The 17,776-nt window shown below is 66.0% G+C and carries 18 protein-coding genes and 1 riboswitch; of the genes, 10 read left to right on the top strand and 8 right to left on the bottom strand.

Annotated elements, in window-relative coordinates:
- Positions 1-975 (top strand): magnesium transporter CorA family protein, encoded by a 975-nt coding sequence (locus tag IVA91_RS02990; protein ID WP_247278206.1) that lies wholly within the window; start codon positions 1-3, stop codon positions 973-975.
- A gap of 42 nt (positions 976-1,017) precedes the next feature.
- On the opposite strand, the gene IVA91_RS02985 is transcribed toward IVA91_RS02990, so the two are convergent.
- Both IVA91_RS02985 and IVA91_RS02980 read right to left on the bottom strand, forming a co-directional pair.
- On the bottom strand, positions 1,018-1,644 hold the full coding sequence (locus IVA91_RS02985; protein WP_247278205.1) for an alpha/beta hydrolase: 627 nt from the start codon (positions 1,642-1,644) through the stop codon (positions 1,018-1,020).
- Positions 1,641-2,579, bottom strand: a complete 939-nt coding sequence (locus tag IVA91_RS02980) for a ring-cleaving dioxygenase (protein WP_247278204.1) — start codon at positions 2,577-2,579, stop codon at positions 1,641-1,643. The genes IVA91_RS02985 and IVA91_RS02980 overlap by 4 nt, the downstream gene beginning before the upstream one ends.
- 125 nt (positions 2,580-2,704) lie before the next feature.
- On the opposite strand from IVA91_RS02980, the gene IVA91_RS02975 reads away from it, so the two are divergent.
- Together IVA91_RS02975 and IVA91_RS02970 are read left to right on the top strand one after the other, a co-directional pair.
- Positions 2,705-3,646 (top strand): LysR family transcriptional regulator, encoded by a 942-nt coding sequence (locus IVA91_RS02975; RefSeq protein ID WP_247278203.1) that lies wholly within the window; start codon positions 2,705-2,707, stop codon positions 3,644-3,646.
- A 192-nt stretch (positions 3,647-3,838) separates the two neighbouring features.
- On the top strand, positions 3,839-4,315 hold the full coding sequence (locus tag IVA91_RS02970) for a hypothetical protein (protein WP_247278202.1): 477 nt from the start codon (positions 3,839-3,841) through the stop codon (positions 4,313-4,315).
- Between the two features lie 11 nt (positions 4,316-4,326).
- On the opposite strand, the gene IVA91_RS02965 is transcribed toward IVA91_RS02970, so the two are convergent.
- The 4 genes from IVA91_RS02965 to cobU all read right to left on the bottom strand — a co-directional run bounded on the left by IVA91_RS02965 (position 4,327) and on the right by cobU (position 6,854).
- Positions 4,327-4,584: a hypothetical protein gene (locus IVA91_RS02965; RefSeq protein ID WP_247278201.1), complete on the bottom strand. Its 258-nt coding sequence runs from the start codon at positions 4,582-4,584 to the stop codon at positions 4,327-4,329.
- Between the two features lie 351 nt (positions 4,585-4,935).
- Positions 4,936-5,568: a 5,6-dimethylbenzimidazole synthase gene (gene bluB / locus IVA91_RS02960; RefSeq protein ID WP_247278200.1), complete on the bottom strand. Its 633-nt coding sequence runs from the start codon at positions 5,566-5,568 to the stop codon at positions 4,936-4,938.
- 3 nt (positions 5,569-5,571) lie between these two features.
- On the bottom strand, positions 5,572-6,354 hold the full coding sequence (gene cobS / locus IVA91_RS02955; protein ID WP_247278199.1) for an adenosylcobinamide-GDP ribazoletransferase: 783 nt from the start codon (positions 6,352-6,354) through the stop codon (positions 5,572-5,574).
- Positions 6,351-6,854 carry a bifunctional adenosylcobinamide kinase/adenosylcobinamide-phosphate guanylyltransferase gene (cobU, locus tag IVA91_RS02950; protein WP_247278198.1) on the bottom strand — a complete coding sequence of 168 codons (504 nt, stop codon included), beginning with the start codon at positions 6,852-6,854 and terminating at the stop codon, positions 6,351-6,353. Before cobU ends, cobS begins: the two co-directional genes overlap by 4 nt.
- 122 nt (positions 6,855-6,976) lie before the next feature.
- Between cobU and cbiB the strand changes: the two genes are divergently transcribed.
- Together cbiB and cobD are read left to right on the top strand one after the other, a co-directional pair.
- Positions 6,977-7,918 carry an adenosylcobinamide-phosphate synthase CbiB gene (gene cbiB / locus IVA91_RS02945; protein ID WP_247278197.1) on the top strand — a complete coding sequence of 314 codons (942 nt, stop codon included), beginning with the start codon at positions 6,977-6,979 and terminating at the stop codon, positions 7,916-7,918.
- Between the two features lie 11 nt (positions 7,919-7,929).
- Positions 7,930-8,895: a threonine-phosphate decarboxylase CobD gene (gene cobD / locus IVA91_RS02940; RefSeq protein ID WP_247278196.1), complete on the top strand. Its 966-nt coding sequence runs from the start codon at positions 7,930-7,932 to the stop codon at positions 8,893-8,895.
- Here the strand turns inward: cobD and IVA91_RS02935 are convergent.
- Together IVA91_RS02935 and cobO are read right to left on the bottom strand one after the other, a co-directional pair.
- The gene (locus IVA91_RS02935) at positions 8,884-10,332 is read right to left on the bottom strand and encodes a cobyric acid synthase (protein WP_247278195.1); all 1,449 of its coding nucleotides are present in this window, start codon (positions 10,330-10,332) and stop codon (positions 8,884-8,886) included. The genes cobD and IVA91_RS02935 overlap by 12 nt on opposite strands.
- Positions 10,333-10,344: 12 nt before the next feature.
- Entirely contained in the window at positions 10,345-10,980 is a 636-nt protein-coding gene (cobO, locus tag IVA91_RS02930) for a cob(I)yrinic acid a,c-diamide adenosyltransferase (RefSeq protein WP_247278194.1), read from the bottom strand.
- A gap of 40 nt (positions 10,981-11,020) precedes the next feature.
- Positions 11,021-11,242, top strand: a riboswitch (cobalamin riboswitch).
- A gap of 91 nt (positions 11,243-11,333) precedes the next feature.
- Here cobO and IVA91_RS02925 point away from each other — a divergent pair.
- The 5 genes from IVA91_RS02925 to IVA91_RS02905 are packed head-to-tail and all read left to right on the top strand — an operon-like array spanning position 11,334 to position 17,776.
- A complete protein-coding gene (locus IVA91_RS02925) occupies positions 11,334-11,708 on the top strand; it encodes a DUF1636 domain-containing protein (RefSeq protein ID WP_247278193.1) in 375 nt (124 codons plus the stop codon).
- Positions 11,705-12,739 (top strand): cobalamin biosynthesis protein CobW, encoded by a 1,035-nt coding sequence (cobW, locus tag IVA91_RS02920; RefSeq protein WP_247278192.1) that lies wholly within the window; start codon positions 11,705-11,707, stop codon positions 12,737-12,739. The genes IVA91_RS02925 and cobW overlap by 4 nt, the downstream gene beginning before the upstream one ends.
- Positions 12,739-15,987, top strand: coding sequence for a cobaltochelatase subunit CobN (gene cobN / locus IVA91_RS02915; protein WP_247278191.1), 3,249 nt, complete (start codon positions 12,739-12,741; stop codon positions 15,985-15,987). The genes cobW and cobN overlap by 1 nt, the downstream gene beginning before the upstream one ends.
- The gene (gene cobG, locus IVA91_RS02910; RefSeq protein ID WP_247278190.1) at positions 15,984-17,147 is read left to right on the top strand and encodes a precorrin-3B synthase; all 1,164 of its coding nucleotides are present in this window, start codon (positions 15,984-15,986) and stop codon (positions 17,145-17,147) included. Before cobN ends, cobG begins: the two co-directional genes overlap by 4 nt.
- Positions 17,147-17,776, top strand: a complete 630-nt coding sequence (locus IVA91_RS02905; protein ID WP_247278189.1) for a precorrin-8X methylmutase — start codon at positions 17,147-17,149, stop codon at positions 17,774-17,776. Before cobG ends, IVA91_RS02905 begins: the two co-directional genes overlap by 1 nt.

Here is a 17,776-nt window from a genome sequence, read left to right as displayed (position 1 = left end):
TTGCTTAAGCTTTACAGGTGGCCGTCGGACGACTGGCACGGCATCGGTGCGGAAATGCCCTCGGAGATCATCTGGGCCGATCTCTTGAACGCGAGTGACGAGGAAAAGCAGTTCGTCGAACGACTGCTCGGGATCCGCATTCCCTCGGAAGAGTCCCTCAGCGAGATCGAGGCGTCGAGCCGCCTGATCCTCGACCACGGGGCGCTCTATCTCAGCTCGCCCGCGCTCCGGCCCAGCGAAAACAAGGAGGCCGAGATCACGCCGGTGGGGTTCGTCATTGGCCCGCATGTTCTGGTGACGGTGCGCTTTGCGGAGCTGCCGATCTTCGACGACGTCGGCAAGCGCATCGGCTCCGACGACAGCCTGGAGAACGGCATGTGCGTGTTCACCAGCCTGCTCGAGGCCATGGTTGACCGTGGCGCCGATGTCCTGGAGCATCTCGGCGCCAAGGTGGACCGGCTCTCGCGGGGCGTCTTTAGGGGCGGGCTGGTTCGCACCCAACGTCCGGTGCGCTCCAGCCGCAGGATGCGCGAGGCGCTGGAGAATATCGGCGAGCTGGCCGACCGGCTGGCCAAGGCGCGCGATGTCCTGCTCGGGGTCGGCCGCGTTGCCTCGTTTGCCGGCGATGTCGGCAGTGAATGGATCAGGGCCGCGTCGAAGAAACGTCTCGAGGCGGTGTCGAAGGACGTCGTTTCACTCAGCGACTACGAGACACGACTGTCCGACAAGATCCAGCTGCTGCTCGATGCGGTGCTCGGCTTCGTCAACATCCAGCAGAACGAGCTGTTCAAGATCCTGACGATCGTCTCCGTTGTCGGCGTGCCGCCGACCATCCTGGTCGGCATCTGGGGCATGAACTTCAAGCACATACCAGAGCTGGACTGGACCTTCGGCTATCCGTTGGCCTGGCTTGCGGTGATTGCCAGCGGCGTGCTTCCGCTGATCTGGTTCAAGCGGCGCGGCTGGTTCGATTGAAGCGGCGGCGCACCGTTCGAAAGCGATGCGCCGCTGCTTTGATCATGCTGCCCTGGCGTCGACATTGCCGATCCAGTCGCGGGCCAGCGTGACGTCGGCTTGCGACAATGGGTGCCCTGCCGGCAGGACCCTGTGGGTGACGCTCGCGCCTGCTTGCGAGAGCAGAGCCGTGAGGTGGGCTGAATTGCCAGCCGGCACGATCGGGTCGCCTTGCCCGGACAACAGCAGGACTGGCTTGCCTGCAAGATCGGTTTTTGGCGGATCCGACAGCGGTACCATGGCGCGCAACAGGATCGCGCCTGCAAGCACGTCCGGCTCCAGCAGCAACAGCGCGGCAGCGATGTTGGCACCGTTAGAGAAGCCGACCGCGACCGGCGCGGCGAGGCCGTAACGTTGTCGCGCCTCCGTGACGAAGTCGGCGAGTTCGTGTGCGCGCCGGCGCAAATCGTCCTCGTCGAACACGCCTTCGGCCAGGCGGCGGAAGAAGCGCGGCTTGCCGTGCTCGAGCACGCGGCCGCGCGGCGAGAGCAGGGCGGCGCCGGGCGATATCATTCGGCCGAGGCCGAGCAGGTCGTTCTCGTCACCGCCGGTGCCGTGCAGCAGCAGGAGTGGGGCCGAGCCCGCGTTGGCCGCGGGCTCGAAACGATGGATGAATGAACTCTCGGTCATGACACACTCTCTTCAAGGTTCGGCAACACTTCCTCGATCTGCTTGCGGTGCGCTTCGAGGAAGCCGGGCAGCTTCAGGTCGCGGCCCAGGGTCGCGACGGGTTCGTCGACGGCGAAGCCGGGGATGTCGGTCGCGATCTCGAACAGCACGCCGCCGGGTTCGCGGAAGTAGATCGAGCGGAAGTAGTTGCGATCCCTCTGCTCGGTCGGGTGCAGGCCGTGATTGCTCACGAGCTTTTGCGCCATCTGGCCCTGCTCGGCGTCGTCGGCCGCGCGGAAGGCAATGTGATGCACCGAGCCGCCGCCCTGATGTCCCCGCAAGAAGCCCTGGGCTTCGTAGATGTCGACGACGCTGCCTTCGGCATCGCCCGCTGCCTTGAAGCGGATCACCGAGCCTTCGCGCGCGGTCTCCTTGAAGCCGAACACGTCGGTGAGGACGGCCGCCGTCTTCACTGCGCTGTCGAGCAGCAGGGTCACGCCGTGCAAGCCGCGGATCGCATGCTCGGCCGGCACGTCGCCATTGCTCCAGCCCGGCTCGTTCTCGGCGCCGGGAATGCCGACCAGCGCGAGCGCCATCCCGTCGGGGTTGCTGAACGGCAGCACGGACTCACCGAAGCGCTTCTCCAGCGCCTCGTGAGCAATGCCCTTCTCGATGAAGCGCTGCGTCCAGTAGGCGAGCGAGCGCTGCGGCACGCGGAAGGCGGTCTGATGGGTTTCGCCGACACCGCGGCGGCCGGCCGAAACGCCCGCCCACGGGAAGAAGGTCAGGATGGTGCCGGGGCGGCCGGTCTCGTCGCCGTAATAAAAGTGATAGGTGGCAGGGTCGTCGAAATTGACCGTCTTCTTGACGAAGCGCAGGCCGAGGTCCCGGGTGTAAAAGCCGAAGTTCCTCATGGGATCGCCCGCGATCGCGGTGACATGGTGCAGTCCAGACATTGTCGTCCTCCAAAATTCGGGGAGCATCGTGCTCTGGTTGGAAATATCGTTCCGCTTTGGATTGGAGACAATCCATGCAAATATGACGGCTATGTCTATGAATTGGAAACAATAGGCGCGCCCGATTGGACAAGGTGGCCAGCCTCCGGGCTTTCGTAAAAGTGGTCGAAAGCGGCAGCTTTGCGGAAGCCGGCCGCCAGCTGCGGCTGTCGCGCTCGGCGATCAGCAAATACATCGCGGACCTCGAGGAGAGTCTCGGCGTCCAACTCCTGAACCGCACCACGCGGCACGCGAGCCCGACCGAGAACGGCCAGCGCTATTTCGAGCGTGCGGTGGTGATCCTCTTGGAGATCGAGGCTGCGGACCAGGCGGTGACGCAGGCCCAGTCGGCGCCGCGGGGCCTGTTGCGCGTCAACGCGCCGATGTCGTTCGGCACGATGCGGCTGGGGCCGGTGCTCGCCGATTTCATGGCACGCTATCCCGAGTTGCAGTTCCAGATCGTGCTCAGCGACGATTTGCTCGATCCGGTCCAGGACGGATTTGACGTGACGTTGCGGATCGCGGAGCTGGAATCCTCCAGCCTGATCGCGCGCAAGATCATGCCGGTGGCGCGCATGATCTGCGCTTCGCCGGATTATCTGGCGCGTCACGGCACCCCAAATCATCCGCAGGATCTGCGCGAGCACGCCGCGCTGACCTACGGCTTCCTACTCACCGGCAATCAGTGGAAGCTGACCGGCACTGATGGCGATCACTGGATCCAGCCGGCCTGGTCGCTCTGCGTCAACAACGCCGAGGTGCTGCGCGACGTCGCGATCAACGGCAGGGGGCTGGCGCTGCTGCCCGAGTTCATCGCCGCGGATGCGTTGAAGAAGGGCGAGCTGCGGACGGTGCTGAACGACTATTTCGCGCCGCCGCTCGCGCTTTATGCGGTGTATCCGCCGACGCGGCATTTGTCGGTCAAGGTGCGTCTGTTCATCGACTTCCTGGTCGAGCGTTTTGGCCGCGAGCGGGACGAAGCCGGCGGACGCAGACGTGCGGAGGCTAGGGATACTATTATACCGTAACGGAGACTGAACTTTCTTCCGATCGCTCAGGACTCATACTTGCGTCCCGACTTCGCGCTTAGGACCAGAGAGCTTCAGCCGCTGCCGGGGCGTCGCCGAGGGCTCTCTTTCGTGCCGCTGCGAAAAGCGGCGGCGTGATGTGTGGCTCGCCGACACTTCTCGACTTGATTCCAACAAGCGCAGGAGGAGCCTATGCGGAAGTCTCTCAGCTTTTTCCTTTCTGGCGTAGCATTGATCGTCGCGGCGTCAACCGCTGTAGCGGGCGAGCGGGTGCTTGAGTTCAAGCTGGTTACAAAGCCGATCGATCTCAAGGTCATCGAGGCCGCAAACGTCGAAGGACAGACGGTTGTGTCAGGCAAATTCTTTGGAGTCGCCGTTTTCAACGACGGCCGTATCGGAGTGAAAGAGTTCGTCAATACTTCGGACTTGCTCAAAGGGTCGGGCCCGTTCTTCGGCTACAGCACTTACACGTTCGAGGAAGGCTCGATTACGGCGCGCTACACCGGTTCGGCCAAAGACGGCAAATCAACGGGCGAATACACGATCCTATCGGGCACAGGTGCCTATGCGAACGCCACGGGTACGGGCACAATCGAAAGCGCGCCGAACCCATTCAAGGGCGTCAACCTGCTAAACATAAAGCTCGTCGTTAAAACGTCCGGTTCATGACAGCGCAATGTTCACAGGTCCCACACCAAGGAAGTTGATCCCTTGTGTGGCGTGTTGGCCGGCCGGCGGCACATTGCCGGCCGGGCGACCTGCTGAAGAACCGGGCGGGCGCGGTCGCCCCACTGGTCTTGATCGTAGGCCTGCAGGATGCGGACAAAATCGGCCATGCTGGATTGATCTCGGTTTTCGGCCATAGCCTCAACCTGAGTATCGGATGCGGGCTGGCTCGCTTGCCAAAACCGCCCGAGGACATCGGCGATGTTTCTCATGACGTACTCTCTGCAGCCAACTGTGACAGTAGACACCAAGTACTGGAGCGGCATCGCACCGTTCGCTAGGAGAAAAGCCGGCGGACGCTACACGGCCGGACTTGTCCTGCAACTGCCGGCTCGCGCGGCCGGTTCCGTTGCTTTTCACTCCGCGTTCATAGTTAGCACTGAGCACTTGGTTGTCGCCATTGTGCGCGGGTATGGCGAGACCATACTGAGGTAGGCTCAGATTGATGAATCGGGAAAAGTTCGATTCGCTCTGCCGCGAATTTCACACGCCGCGAAGAGTCGCGATTTCGGGCCTGGTCTTCACCTTCAGGCATCGAGGGCGTTTCGATACGCTGGTCTCCGCTAGCGCCTCAGCGTGAACTCGTCCGCACTGCGCCGGTGCTCCCATTTCGCCTGCTCCAGTTCGGGCCGGTCGCATTGGACTTCCGGATAGCCGATGCAGAGATAGGCGATGAACTTCCATGATTCCGGCACGTCGAGAATGGCGTGAATGCGCGCAGGATTCAGGATCGAGATCCAGCCGAGCCCGATGCCTTCCGCGCGCGCGGCGAGCCACATCGCGGTGATCGCCGCGACGACCGAATATTCCGTCGTCTCCGGCATGGTGGCACGGCCGAGGCCGTGACCGATGTCGCTGGCCTTGTCGGCAAACACGGCGAGGTGGCCAGGAGCCTGTTCGAGACCCGACAGTTTCAGCGTGGCATAGCGGGTCGCGCGCTCGCCGGTATAGGCGTTCAACGCATCGGCATTGCACGATTTGAAGTCGTCGATCACGGCTTGGCGCCGTGCGGCGTCGTCGACCGTGACGAAGCGCCAGGGCTGGCTGAGACCGACCGATGGCGAGAGACAGGCGGTCTCGATCAGGCGCTCCACCGCGCCGCGTGGTAACGGATCGCCGCGAAAACGCCGCACGTCCCGGCGCCATACGAACAGCTCGCGTAATTGTCGGCGGAAGGCGTCATCGAACTCGACCATGGGTCAGCGTCCGACCTGGAAGGCCGCGGCAACCAGCAGGATCATGATCTCGCCTGTCTGCTCGAACGCGCCGAGGATGTCGCCGGTCTGCCCGCCGATCTGGCGGATGGCGAGCCGCGCCAGCATGAACCCGGCGAGCGACAGCAGGATCAGGGCGACCAGCGCCTTGCCCGGCCCGAGCGCGAGGACGAGAGCGAGCGTCCCAAGTGCGAAGGCGATGGCGACACTGCGGCCCGGCGGCGGCCCCGCGCTCGCCGAAAGCCCATCCGGCCGCGCCAGCGGGACAAGCGACATGAAGGCCGGCACGCCTGCGCGGGCTGCGATGTGCGCCGCGCACAGCGCCAGCGTGACCGTCCATGGATTGGCGATCGCCGCGAGCGCACTCCAGCGCAGGCCGAACGACAGGATCAGCGCGCAGACGCCATAGGTCCCAATCCGGCTGTCGCGCATGATCTCGAGCTTGCGCTCGCGCGTTCGGCCGCCGCCGAGGCCATCGACGGTGTCGGCAAGCCCATCCTCGTGTAGCGCGCCGGTGATGAGGGCGGTAGCGGCCAGCGCGAGCAGGGCGGCAAGGTTCGGCGTCAGTCCGAACCGGCTGCACATCTTATAGACCAGCGCGCCGGCAAGTCCGACCAGCAGTCCCGCGACGGGCAGCGCCCAGGTTGCACGCGCGATGGCGCCGTCGCCTGCGGGCTTCGACGATGCCACCGGCAGAATCGTGACGAACGATGCCGCCATCCTGAGATCGGCGATGACGTCTCGCAGAAATTCGGCGCGCGGCATCATTTCAATTTCATCGGCAGGCCGGCGACGACGAACTCGACCTCGTCGGCAGCCGCCGCGATAGTCTGATTCATGAGGCCGGCGGCGTCGCGAAAGCTGCGTGCCAGGGCGTTGTCAGGAACGATGCCGAGACCGACCTCGTTAGTGACGAGAACAACTGGGCTTTTCAGCCGGGGCAGGGCGCCGGCAAGATCTTTCACCTCGCTCTCCCAGTCGCGTTCCGCATGCATCAGATTCGAGAGCCACAGCGTCAGGCAATCCACCAGCCTTGCGCCGCCGCCATCGGTTGCGACCAGCACCTGCACGAGATCAAGCGGCACCTCGCGCTCGATCCAGTCGGTTTCGCGCCGCGCGCGATGCGTGGCGATGCGCGCCTCCATTTCGGCATCGAGCGCCTCGGCCGTCGCGACATAGACGGGCTGCCCGGGAAAGGCCTTCGCTCGCGCTTCCGCACGCGTGCTCTTGCCCGATCGCGCTCCGCCCGTGATCAAGATGACGGCCATGAAGGTCTCCTATCAGCCCTGACTAATCACCAAACACGGCCAAAGACAAAGCCGAAATCGGGCCTGTAGGGGCTTGCGCTCTGCCTTCGCTTTGCGCAACAGGGGCGGAACAGGAGGCGCGTGTGGGCTTTGCGGCGGGGATGGTGGTGGCGATGGCGGCGGATGCCCTGCTGGGCTGGCCGTCGTGGCTGTTCGCGCGGATCGGCCATCCCGTGACCTGGCTCGGCCGCCTGATCGCGACTATCGACACCGCCTGGAATCGCGCGTCTGACCCGCCGGCGTTTCGCCGCGCCGCCGGCGTTGCCGGAGCGCTCGCGGTGATCGCGGTCTCAATCGCGCTCGGCTGGATGCTTCAGTCCGTGCTTCCCTGGGGCTGGATTCAGATCGCGCTGGTCGGCGTCCTGGCCTGGCCCCTGGTCGCGCTGCGCTCGCTGCATGACCATGTCGCGGCTGTCGCGACGCCCTTGCAGGCCGGCGACATCGCCGCCGCGCGCGACGCGGTCTCGCGGATCGTCGGCCGCGATCCCGCGGCGCTCGATGAGGCCGGTATCGCGCGCGCGGCAATCGAGAGCCTCGCCGAGAACGCCTCCGACGCCGTCGTGGCGCCGGTGTTCTGGGGCGCGCTGTTCGGCCTGCCCGGCATCTTCGGCTACAAGGCGATCAACACACTCGACTCCATGATCGGACATCGCAGCGAGCGGCACGAAGCGTTCGGCTGGGCCGCAGCGCGCATCGACGATGTCGCCAATTTCGTTCCGGCGCGCGTGACCGGCTTCCTCTTCGTGCTGCTGGCGTCGCGGCGATCGGAGGCGCTGTCGTGCATGACCCGCGATGCCCGCCGCCACCGCTCGCCTAACGCTGGCTGGCCGGAAGCGGCCATGGCTGGCGCGCTCGGTGTGCGGCTCAGCGGCCCACGCATCTATCACGGTAGCGTCACGAACGAGCCCTGGCTCAACGAGGGCGCGCGCGATCCGCTCGCTGCGGACATCAATCATGGATTGACGGTCTATCGCAGGTCCATGCTGCTTCTCGCCGCGGTGCTTGCGGTCCTGGCCTTCGCGTGAAAGAACGGGGCATGCGCGAGCACGGTGGAAATCTCGATCTGGCACAGCAGCGTTTTGGCGGACGCGCAGAGGATTGGATCGACCTCTCGACAGGGATCAACCGGCTGCCTTATCCGGTAGGCGAGGTGAGCGCGCGCGCCTGGAGCGCGTTGCCGTCGCGCGCCGAAATCGATGCCTTGCATCAAGCCGCGCAGCACGCCTATCGCACGAGCGCACCTGTTGTTGCGATGGGCGGTGCACAGGCCGCCATTCAACTGCTGCCGCAGCTCGCGGCGCCTGGCCGCGCGCGCATCCTCGCGCCGACCTACAATGAATATGCCGGGGTCCTGTCGGCCGCGGGCTGGGATGTCCTGGAGGTCGGCGAATTTGACGCGTTGGCCGGCGCAGACCTCGCGATCGTCGTCAATCCCAACAATCCCGATGGCCGCCGCCATTCGCCCAAGGACTTGCTGGCACTGCTGCCGCGCGTCGGCCATCTCGTGATCGACGAGAGCTTTGCCGACGCCGTCCCGCAGCTGTCGCTTGCTTCGGAAGTCGATCGGCCGCGGCTGTTGATCCTGCGCTCGTTCGGAAAGTTTTATGGCCTTGCCGGCCTTCGGCTTGGCTTCGCAATTGGCAATGCGGCGGATATCGGCAAGCTTGCGTCGATGTCGGGTCCATGGCCGGTCTCGGGAGCGGCGATCGCGATCGGTTGCCGCGCCTTGCGCGACGATGCCTGGGCTGAGGCTACCTCAGCGCGGCTCGCACGCGACTGTGTTCGGCTCGACGCCATGGCGCAGTCGCAAGGCTGGACGCTTATCGGCGGCACGCCGTTGTTTCGTCTTTACCAGACACCTAACGCGCTGGCCGCGCAGGAAAAGCTCGCGCGCGCCCAGATCTGGTCGCGCGTTTTCGCGCGAGAGCCGGCATGGCTGCGCCTCGGGCTTCCCGGCAGCGAATCCGAATGGACGCGCCTTGCCGAGGTGCTAGCGGGCTAACGCGAGCAGGCCTTCGACGTCGAGATGCCTTTCGATGTGATCGGCGAGGGCATCGAGCGCGCTCTCGATCCTGGCATGATAGGGCTCGTTACCCGCGGGAATATCGAGCTTTGCCAGATATGCCTTGCGGAAATCATCCGACGTGAACAGGCCGTGCAGATAGCTGCCCTGGACGCGGCCATCGCGCGAGATCGCGCCTTCCGGCTTGCCGTTCAGTTTCGCAAATGGCCGCGCGCGATCGGGCCCGTCGGTGTGGCCGATGTGGATCTCGTAGGCCTCGATCGCCTGGTCGGTGGCGGCGTGCAAGGCGGAGACGCGTGTCAGCGTCTTCTGCGGCCTCATCACCGTTGTCACGTCGAGCAGCCCGAGACCCGGCGTGTCGCCCGCAGGTCCCTCGATGCCGTCAGGGTCGGCAACGCTGTGTCCGAGCATCTGATAGCCGCCGCAGAGCCCGAGCACATGGCCGCCCCGGCGGTGATGCGCCACGAGATCAATGTCCCAGCCCTGTGCTCGCAGGAAGGCGAGATCGCCACGAGTGGATTTTGAACCGGGGATGATGACCAGCCTCACATCGCCGGGGATTGCTTCGCCCGGACGCACCATGACGAGATCGACGCCGGGTTCGAGCTTGAGCGGATCGAGATCGTCGAAATTGGCGATCCGCGACAGGGCGAGGCAGGCGATCTTGCATTGGCCCGGCTTGCGCGCGTCGCGCAGGCCCAGCGCGTCCTCGGCCGGCAGCTCGCCGGCGCGCGCGAACCAGGGCAGCACGCCAAAGCCGCGCCATGCGGTTTTCGCTTCGATCAGCCGGTAGCCGTCATCGAACAGCGTGGGGTCGCCGCGGAACTTGTTGATGACGAAGCCCTGGATCATCGCGGCATCGTCAGGGTCGATGACCGTCCTGATGCCGACAAGCTGGGCGATGACGCCGCCGCGGTCGATGTCGCCGACCAGCACGACCGGCACGTTGGCCTTGCGCGCAAAGCCCATATTGGCGATGTCGGCCTTTCGCAAATTCACCTCGGCCGGGCTGCCCGCGCCTTCGACCAGCACCAGATCGGCGCGCGTCTTCAAGCGCGCGAAACTCTCCAGCACGGCGCCCATCAGCGAGGGCTTCATCGCCGCATAATCGCGCGCACGCACCGTTGCGATGCGCTTGCCATGGACGATGACCTGCGCGCCGACATCGGTCTCCGGCTTGAGCAGCACCGGGTTCATGTCGGTGTGCGGCTCGACGCGAGCGGCGAGCGCCTGAAGCGCCTGGGCGCGGCCGATCTCGCCGCCGTCGACGGTGACGGCGGCATTGTTCGACATGTTCTGCGGCTTAAAAGGGAGCACGCGCAGGCCGCGCCGCATGAAGGCGCGCGCAAGGCCCGCGACGATGAGCGACTTGCCCACGTCCGAGCCGGCCCCCTGGATCATCAGCGCGCGCGCCATGGCGAGATCGTATCAGAACTCGACGCCGGCTTGCGCCTTGATGCCGGACCGGAAGGGATGCTTGACCAGCGTCATCTCGGTAACGAGATCGGCGATCTCGATCAATTCGTCCTTTGCGTTGCGCCCGGTGAGCACGACATGCGTCATCGGCGGCTTTTGCGTCGTCAGGAATTCGACCACCTCGGCGATGTCGAGATAGTCATAGCGCAGCGCGATGTTGATCTCGTCGAGCACGACCATGCGCAAGGCAGGATCGCGAATCAGCTCCTTGGCCTTGTCCCAGCCGGCGCGCGCGGCGGCGATGTCGCGGGCGCGGTCCTGCGTCTCCCAGGTGAAACCTTCGCCCATGGCGTGGAATTGGCAGAGGTCGCCGAAATGGCCAGTGAGCAGGCGGCGCTCGCCGGTGTCCCAGGCGCCCTTGATGAACTGCACCACCGCGCAGGGCAAGCCATGGGCGACGCAGCGGACGATCATGCCGAAGGCCGAGGACGACTTGCCTTTGCCGGCGCCGGTGTGGACGATAACGAGGCCTTTTTCGCCGCTCTTGGTCGCCATGATCTCGTCGCGGGCGGCCTTCTTCTTTGCCATTTTCGCGGCGTGGCGGGCGTCGGTTTCCTCGCCCGTTTGGATATCCGGTTCAGGCGTCATCGTATCCGGTCCTTCGGCTTGACAAGTGGCGGCCACCGGCAAATGGTGGGTCTGCGCTGGTTCCTGTCCTATGACAGGCGAAGAGGGAATGCGATAGGGTCCGAATTGGCAAGATTTGGGTCCAAAATGCAGCCGCCCCCGCGACCGTGACCGGAGAGATGCCCGAAGCCACTGACCCCTAACGGGATCGGGAAGGCGGGGATCGAAGGGCAAAAGCCCTGCTCCGCAAGCCGGGAGACCTGCCAGCGCGGACGATTTTGGACCGGCGGACGGGGTGTTCCGCGACGGGGAAACGGGCCTCTCACAATGGTCCGTGCGCCTCTTCGCCTCCCGCTGTTATTCTGGAAGAGGCGATGACGGTCACACTTCACGTCTGCATTACCTGCCGTGCCGGCGAGACGCTTGGCGAAGGCGACGTCACGCCGGGCAAGCGGTTGCATGGCGCGATCCTGGACGCCGGCGTGCCCGACGGCGTCAATGTGGTTCCGGTCGAATGCCTCTCTGCCTGTAGCCAGGGCTGCTCGGTCGCGCTGAGTGCGCCGGGTCGCTGGTCCTATGTCTATGGCCGCCTGTCGGAGACGAATGCGCGCGACGTGGTCGCGGGCGCTGCGGCGTATGCGGCCGCGCCCGACGGCCTCGTGCCCTGGCGCAGCCGTCCCGAAATCTTCCGCAAGCAGTCGCTTGCCCGCATTCCCCCCCTTGCCGTCGTGCCGGAGGCCGCCGAATGAATTCGCTCGCAAAAGTCCCGGTCACTGTGATCACCGGTTTTCTCGGCTCCGGCAAGACGACGCTGATCCAGCATCTGCTCGCCAATGCCGGCGGCAAGAAGCTCGCCGTGCTCGTCAACGAGTTCGGCAGCGAGGGCGTCGACGGCGAGATTTTGAAGTCGTGCGCTGCTGCCAATTGCCCGGAGGAGAACATCATCGAGCTCGCCAATGGCTGCATCTGCTGCACCGTCGCTGACGATTTCATTCCGGCCATGGAGCAATTGCTGGCACGCCCCGTGAAGCCCGATCACATCCTGATCGAGACCTCGGGCCTGGCGTTGCCAAAACCGCTGCTGAAGGCCTTTGACTGGCCGGAGATCCGCTCGCGCATCACTGTCGATGGCGTGATTGCGCTGGCCGATGCAGAGGCTGTCGCTGCTGGCCGCTTCGCGCCGGACCCGATTGCAGTCGAAGCGCAGCGCGCGGCGGACGACAATCTCGACCACGAGACGCCGCTGTCGGAAGTGTTCGAGGACCAGATCGCCTGCGCCGACATCGTGCTGCTGACCAAGGCCGATCTTGCCGGCAGCTCAGGGATAGAAGCCGCCAAGGCGGCGATCACCGCCGAGATGCCGCGCCGCGTGCCGATGCTTCCCATCACCGACGGCGCGATCGATGCGCGCGTCATCCTCGGTCTCGGCGCCGCCGCCGAGAGCGATCTTGCCGCGCGTCCCTCGCATCACGACGGCGAGGAGGAGCATGAGCATGACGATTTTGCCTCCGTCGTGATCGACCTGCCGGAAGTTGCCGATATCGATGCGCTGGTCGCCTCCGTTCAGCGCCTAGCGCGCGAGCAGAACGTGCTGCGCGTCAAAGGCTATATCGCAATCGCGGGCAAGCCGATGCGCCTCTTGCTGCAGGCGGTCGGCGAGCGTGTGCGCCACCAGTTCGACAAGCCCTGGGGCGCAGGTGTCAGGCAATCGAAACTCGTCGTGATTGGCGAGCACGGCGATATTGACGAGGCCGCGATCAGGTCAGGGCTAGCAACCTGATGCACGTCGTTTTCCGCGAGAGCCGCGGTCTTGAGGAGACCGCGACGCCAAGGGACATCGGCCAGGACCCGGCCGATCTCGTGGTGCTCTCATATTCGGATTCCGATCTTGCCGCGTTTGCGGCCGGCTGGCGGCGCGGCCGTACCAGCCTGCCGTCGCTGCGGCTCGCAAATCTTGCGGAACTGCGTCATCCGCTCTCGGTCGACACCTATATCGAGCGCACGCTCTCCCATGCGCGTGGCATTCTGGTACGTCTGATCGGCGGTGAATCCTATTGGCCGTATGGTCTCGCGACGCTCCAGCAACTTGCTAAGGACCGCAACATCGTGCTGGCCGTGCTGCCGGCCGACGGCCGTGACGATACGCGGCTCGACGCGTATTCGACCTTGCCGGTCTCGACCCTGCGCCGGCTCAAGGTGCTCTGTGACACCGGCGGCCCGGTCGCGGCCCAAGCCGCGATCGCGCAGCTCGCGCTGGCCTCGGGCCTCTATGCCGGGCCAGTCGTCGGCGAAATGAATGTGCCCGAGACGGGATTTTATGATCCCGCGCGCGGCGTCATTGCTGCGCCGACGGGCGGCGAGGGGAAGCCGCACGCGCTGGTGACGTTCTATCGCTCCTATCTCACCGCTGCGGACACCGGGCCGGTCGATGCCTTGATCGCCGCGCTGCGCGAGAAGGGTTTTGGTGCCTATGGTGTCTTCGTCACCTCGCTGAAAGCCGCGGCCGTCGCCGATTGGCTGCGCGCGCATCTCGCGCGAGATCCTCCTACGGCGATCGTCAATGCGACGGCGTTCTCGGCCGTAGGCGACGATGGCACGACGCCGTTTGACGTAGCCCCGTGTCCGGTGTTCCAGGTTGCGCTCTCGACGGCACGGCGCGAGGATTGGGCTACCTCGCTGCGCGGCCTCTCGCCGGGCGACCTCGCGATGCATGTGGTGCTGCCCGAGGTCGATGGCCGCTTGTTCGCGGGCGTGGTGAGCTTCAAATCCGCTGCGGAGCGCGATCCCGATCTGCAGTTCTCCCATCTTGCGCATCGCGCTGACGAGGAGCGGGTGAAGGCCGTCGCCGCACGGGTTGCGGCCTGGCGGCGGCTCGCCGAGACGCCGGCCGCCAAGAAGCGTCTGGCGATCGTGCTTTCGAACTACCCGGGCCGTCCACACCAGATCGCGCATGCGGTTGGCCTCGATGCGCTGGCGTCCGTCGAGGTCTTGCTGTCCGACCTCGCGGAGACGGGCTTCGATGCCGCGCCAGTTCATGCGCTCGGCGAAACGCTGCTGAGGCAGCAGCTGACCTGGAGCGTCGCTGAGTACCGCACGGCGCTCTCGCGTCTGCCGCAAGCATTGCAGGATGATCTCGCACAAGCTTGGGGTGCGCCGGAGGATGATCCGAGCTGTCGCGACGGTGCGCTCCACTTCGCCGCGATTCGGTGCGGCCAGTCGATCATCGCGGTTCAGCCCGAGCGTGGCGATGCAACCACGCGCGATGTCGACTATCACGATCTCGCCCGCACGCCGCGCCATGCCTATGTTGCGTTCTATCTGTGGCTTCGAGAGCAGGGCTGTGACGCCGTCGTGCATATGGGCGCGCACGGCACGCTGGAATGGCTGCCCGGCAAATCCTTGGCGCTGTCATCGAGCTGTTGGCCGGAAGCCCTGATCGGCGATCTGCCGGTCATCTATCCCTTCATCGTCAATGATCCTGGCGAGGCCGCGCAGGCCAAGCGGCGCATCGGCGCCGTCACGATCGGCCATCTGCCGCCGCCCCTTGCCGCATCCGTCGTCCCGGAGGGCTTGCGCCGGCTCGAACGGCTTCTGGACGAATATTCCACTGCCGATGGTCTTGACCCCGCCCGCCGCCAGCGGTTGATCGCGGCGATCCGCGACGAAGCCCGTGCCGCGGGCCTCGAAGACGATCTTGGCCTCGATGCATCGGCCGCACCAGCCGAAGCGATTCCACGGATCGATCGTTTCGTCTGCGACATCAAGGAAAGCCAGTTCGGTGACGGCCTGCACGTGTTCGGCCGCGGCGCCTGCGGCGACGCGGAGCGGGACGCCCTGCGCGCCGCGCTTGCGGGGCAGCGCATTGCGCCGGGGCCATCGGGCTCGCCCTATCGCGGGCGCCAGGACGTGCTGCCGACCGGGCGCAATCTCTTCGCCGTCGATCCACGCGCGGTGCCGACGCCGTCGGCGCATGCGCAAGGCATCAAGCTCGCGGAAGAGCTGCTGCGCCGTCACTTGCAGGATCATGGCGACTGGCCGAAGGGGCTCGTGGTCGATCTCTGGGGCTCGGCGACGATGCGCACCGCAGGCGAGGAGTTCGCGATGGCGCTGCATCTGGCCGGTCTTGCGCCGCACTGGGACCACGCCTCCGGGCGCGTCACCGGCTACGACATCATCGCGCCGGCCGAGCTCGGCCGCCCCCGCATCGACGTGACGCTGCGCGTATCGGGCCTGTTCCGCGACGTCTTTTCGGGTCTGGCGCAATTGTTCGAGGCTGCGTCCGAGGCGCTCGCAAACCGCGACGAAGAGGGTGAGGAGAATCCCTATCGCCACCGTGCGCCACGCGTCTTTGCGCCGCGGCCCGGACAATACGGCGTCGGCTTGTCAGCGATCCCTGATACCTTCACGCCCGAGACGCGTGATGCCGCCGGGGAAGCGTGGCTGTCGGCATCGTCCTGGGCGTTCTCGGCGGATGGCGCGATCAAGCCTGATCGCGCCGGCATCGAGGCGCGGCTTGCGTCCGCCGATGCCTTCGTCCATGTCCAGGATCTGCCAGAGACCGATCTTCTGCTCGCCGCGGACTATGCTGCGCATGAAGCGGGGGTCGCCGCAGCTGCGGCACATCTCGGCGCGGCAGGACCATCGCTCTATCACATTGACACGACGCGTCCCGAGCAACCGCACGCGCGCTCGCTGGCCGAGGAAATCTCCCGGGTCGTCCGTGCGCGCGCGGCCAATCCCGCCTGGATCGACGGCATGATGCGCCACGGTTTTCGCGGCGCGGCCGAGATCGCCGCGACGCTCGAGCACATGGCCGCCTTCGCGCATCTTGCCGGCGCCGTGCCGCCGCATCTGTTCGATCTCTATTATGACGCGACGCTTGGCAACGCCGACGTCCGCGCTTTCATGGCGCGCGAAAATCCGGCGGCGGTCGCAGCAATGGAGACGTGCTTCACGCGATTGCATGACGCCTCGCTCTGGCGGACGCGCCGCAATTCGATCGCCGCTGCGTTGAAGGAGGCCTCATGAGCGCTTCCGCGGTCAAGGGCTGGTGTCCCGGCGCGCTGCGGCCGATGCAATCGGGCGACGGGCTCGTGGTCCGCGTGCGCCCGTTCGGCGGTCGCCTTGAAGCGGCACAGGCTTCCGGCCTTGCTGATCTGGCCGAACGCTTCGGCAATGGTCTCCTCGACGTGACGAGCCGCGCCAACCTCCAGATCAGAGGTGTCAGGGACGAAGGCCACGGTCCGCTGCTCGACGGCCTTGCGCGACTGGCGCTGCTCGATCCCGATGCCGATATCGAATCCCGGCGCAACATCCTGGTGACGCCGTTCTGGAACGAGGGCGACGACACGCAGGCGCTCGCCGCCGAGCTCGAAGAGGCGCTTGCCGACAGCGCGCTCAAATTGCCCACAAAATTCGGCTTCGCCATCGATGACGGGACCTCGCGCGTGCTCGCCGGCGACTCCGCCGACGTGCGCATCGAGCGCGATCGTGCGGGCCGGCTTCTCGTGCGCGCCGATGGTGCGAGCTTCGGTCGTTCCGTCGGACGCGGAGACGTCGTGAGCACGGCGCTCGCGCTCGCAGACTGGTTCATTACCTCCGGCGGGGTCCGCAGCGGGCGAGGGCGCATGGCGGCCCACATCGCTTCCGGTGCGGCATTGCCGGGGACCTTGCGCGGCGAGACCGAACCTGCCTCCGTGATGGCTGCGCTGCAGCCCGGACATTATCCGCAGGGCGCCATGGTCGGGGTCGCATTCGGGCAGATGCTGCATACGACGCTGCATGAATTCGCCGGTTGCGGACATGCTCTGCGCATGACGCCATGGCGGATGGTCTTGAGCGAGGGCAAGCGTGCGATGCCGAACGGGGCGGGTCTCATCACCGAACCCTACGATCCCGCGCTGCGCGTCATCGCCTGCAGCGGCGCCCCACGCTGCCGCGAGGCGCATGCCGACACCCGCGCGCTCGCCGCCGCGCTCGCGCCGCGCATTGCACCCGATACGCGGCTTCATGTCTCTGGCTGCGCCAAGGGCTGTGCGCATTCCGGCGCCACCGCGGTGACGCTGGTTGCGACCGGTGCCGGATTCGATCTCGTGCGCGGTGGATCGGCCCGCGATGAGCCCGCTCTGCGCGGCCTGAACCGCGATGACATCGTCAGCGATCCCTCCATTCTGGTGGGAGGGCACTGATGCCGCACAGTTACGAGACCGACGGCGCGGCGATCTACCGGCAGTCCTTTGCGACCATCCGCGCCGAGGCTGATCTTGCGCGCTTCTCGCCGGACGAGGAGCAGGTCGTGGTGCGGATGATCCACGCCGCCGGCATGGTCGGCCTTGAGGCGCATATCCGCTTCACGCCCGGCATGGTGGCCGCTGCGCGCGCGGCCTTGCAGAATGGCGCGTCGATCCTGTGCGACGCGCGCATGGTCTCGGAAGGAATCACGCGCGCAAGACTTCCTGCGGCCAACCCGATCATCTGCACACTCGGTGATGCCACCGTGCCGGCGCTGGCGCAGTCCATGCGCAACACGCGCTCGGCTGCGGCGCTGGAGCTGTGGAGGCCACATCTGGGCGGCGCGATCATCGCGATCGGCAATGCGCCGACTGCGTTGTTTCATCTCCTCAACATGCTGGAGGACCGCGACTGCCCGCGGCCCGCGGCGATCATCGGCTGTCCGGTCGGCTTCGTCGGTGCCGCCGAATCCAAGGCCGCGCTGATGGCCGATCCGCCGGCACCTGCGCTGACGGTCGAAGGCCGCCTCGGCGGTTCCGCGATCACGGTTGCCGCCGTGAACGCGCTGGCGAGCGGGAGCGAATAG

Origin of the sequence: Bradyrhizobium sp. 153, assembly GCF_023073835.1 — a bacterium.
GTDB lineage: Bacteria > Pseudomonadota > Alphaproteobacteria > Rhizobiales > Xanthobacteraceae > Bradyrhizobium.
The sequence above is the reverse complement of the archived record's forward strand: the minus strand, read 5'-3'. Positions and strand labels throughout refer to the sequence as shown.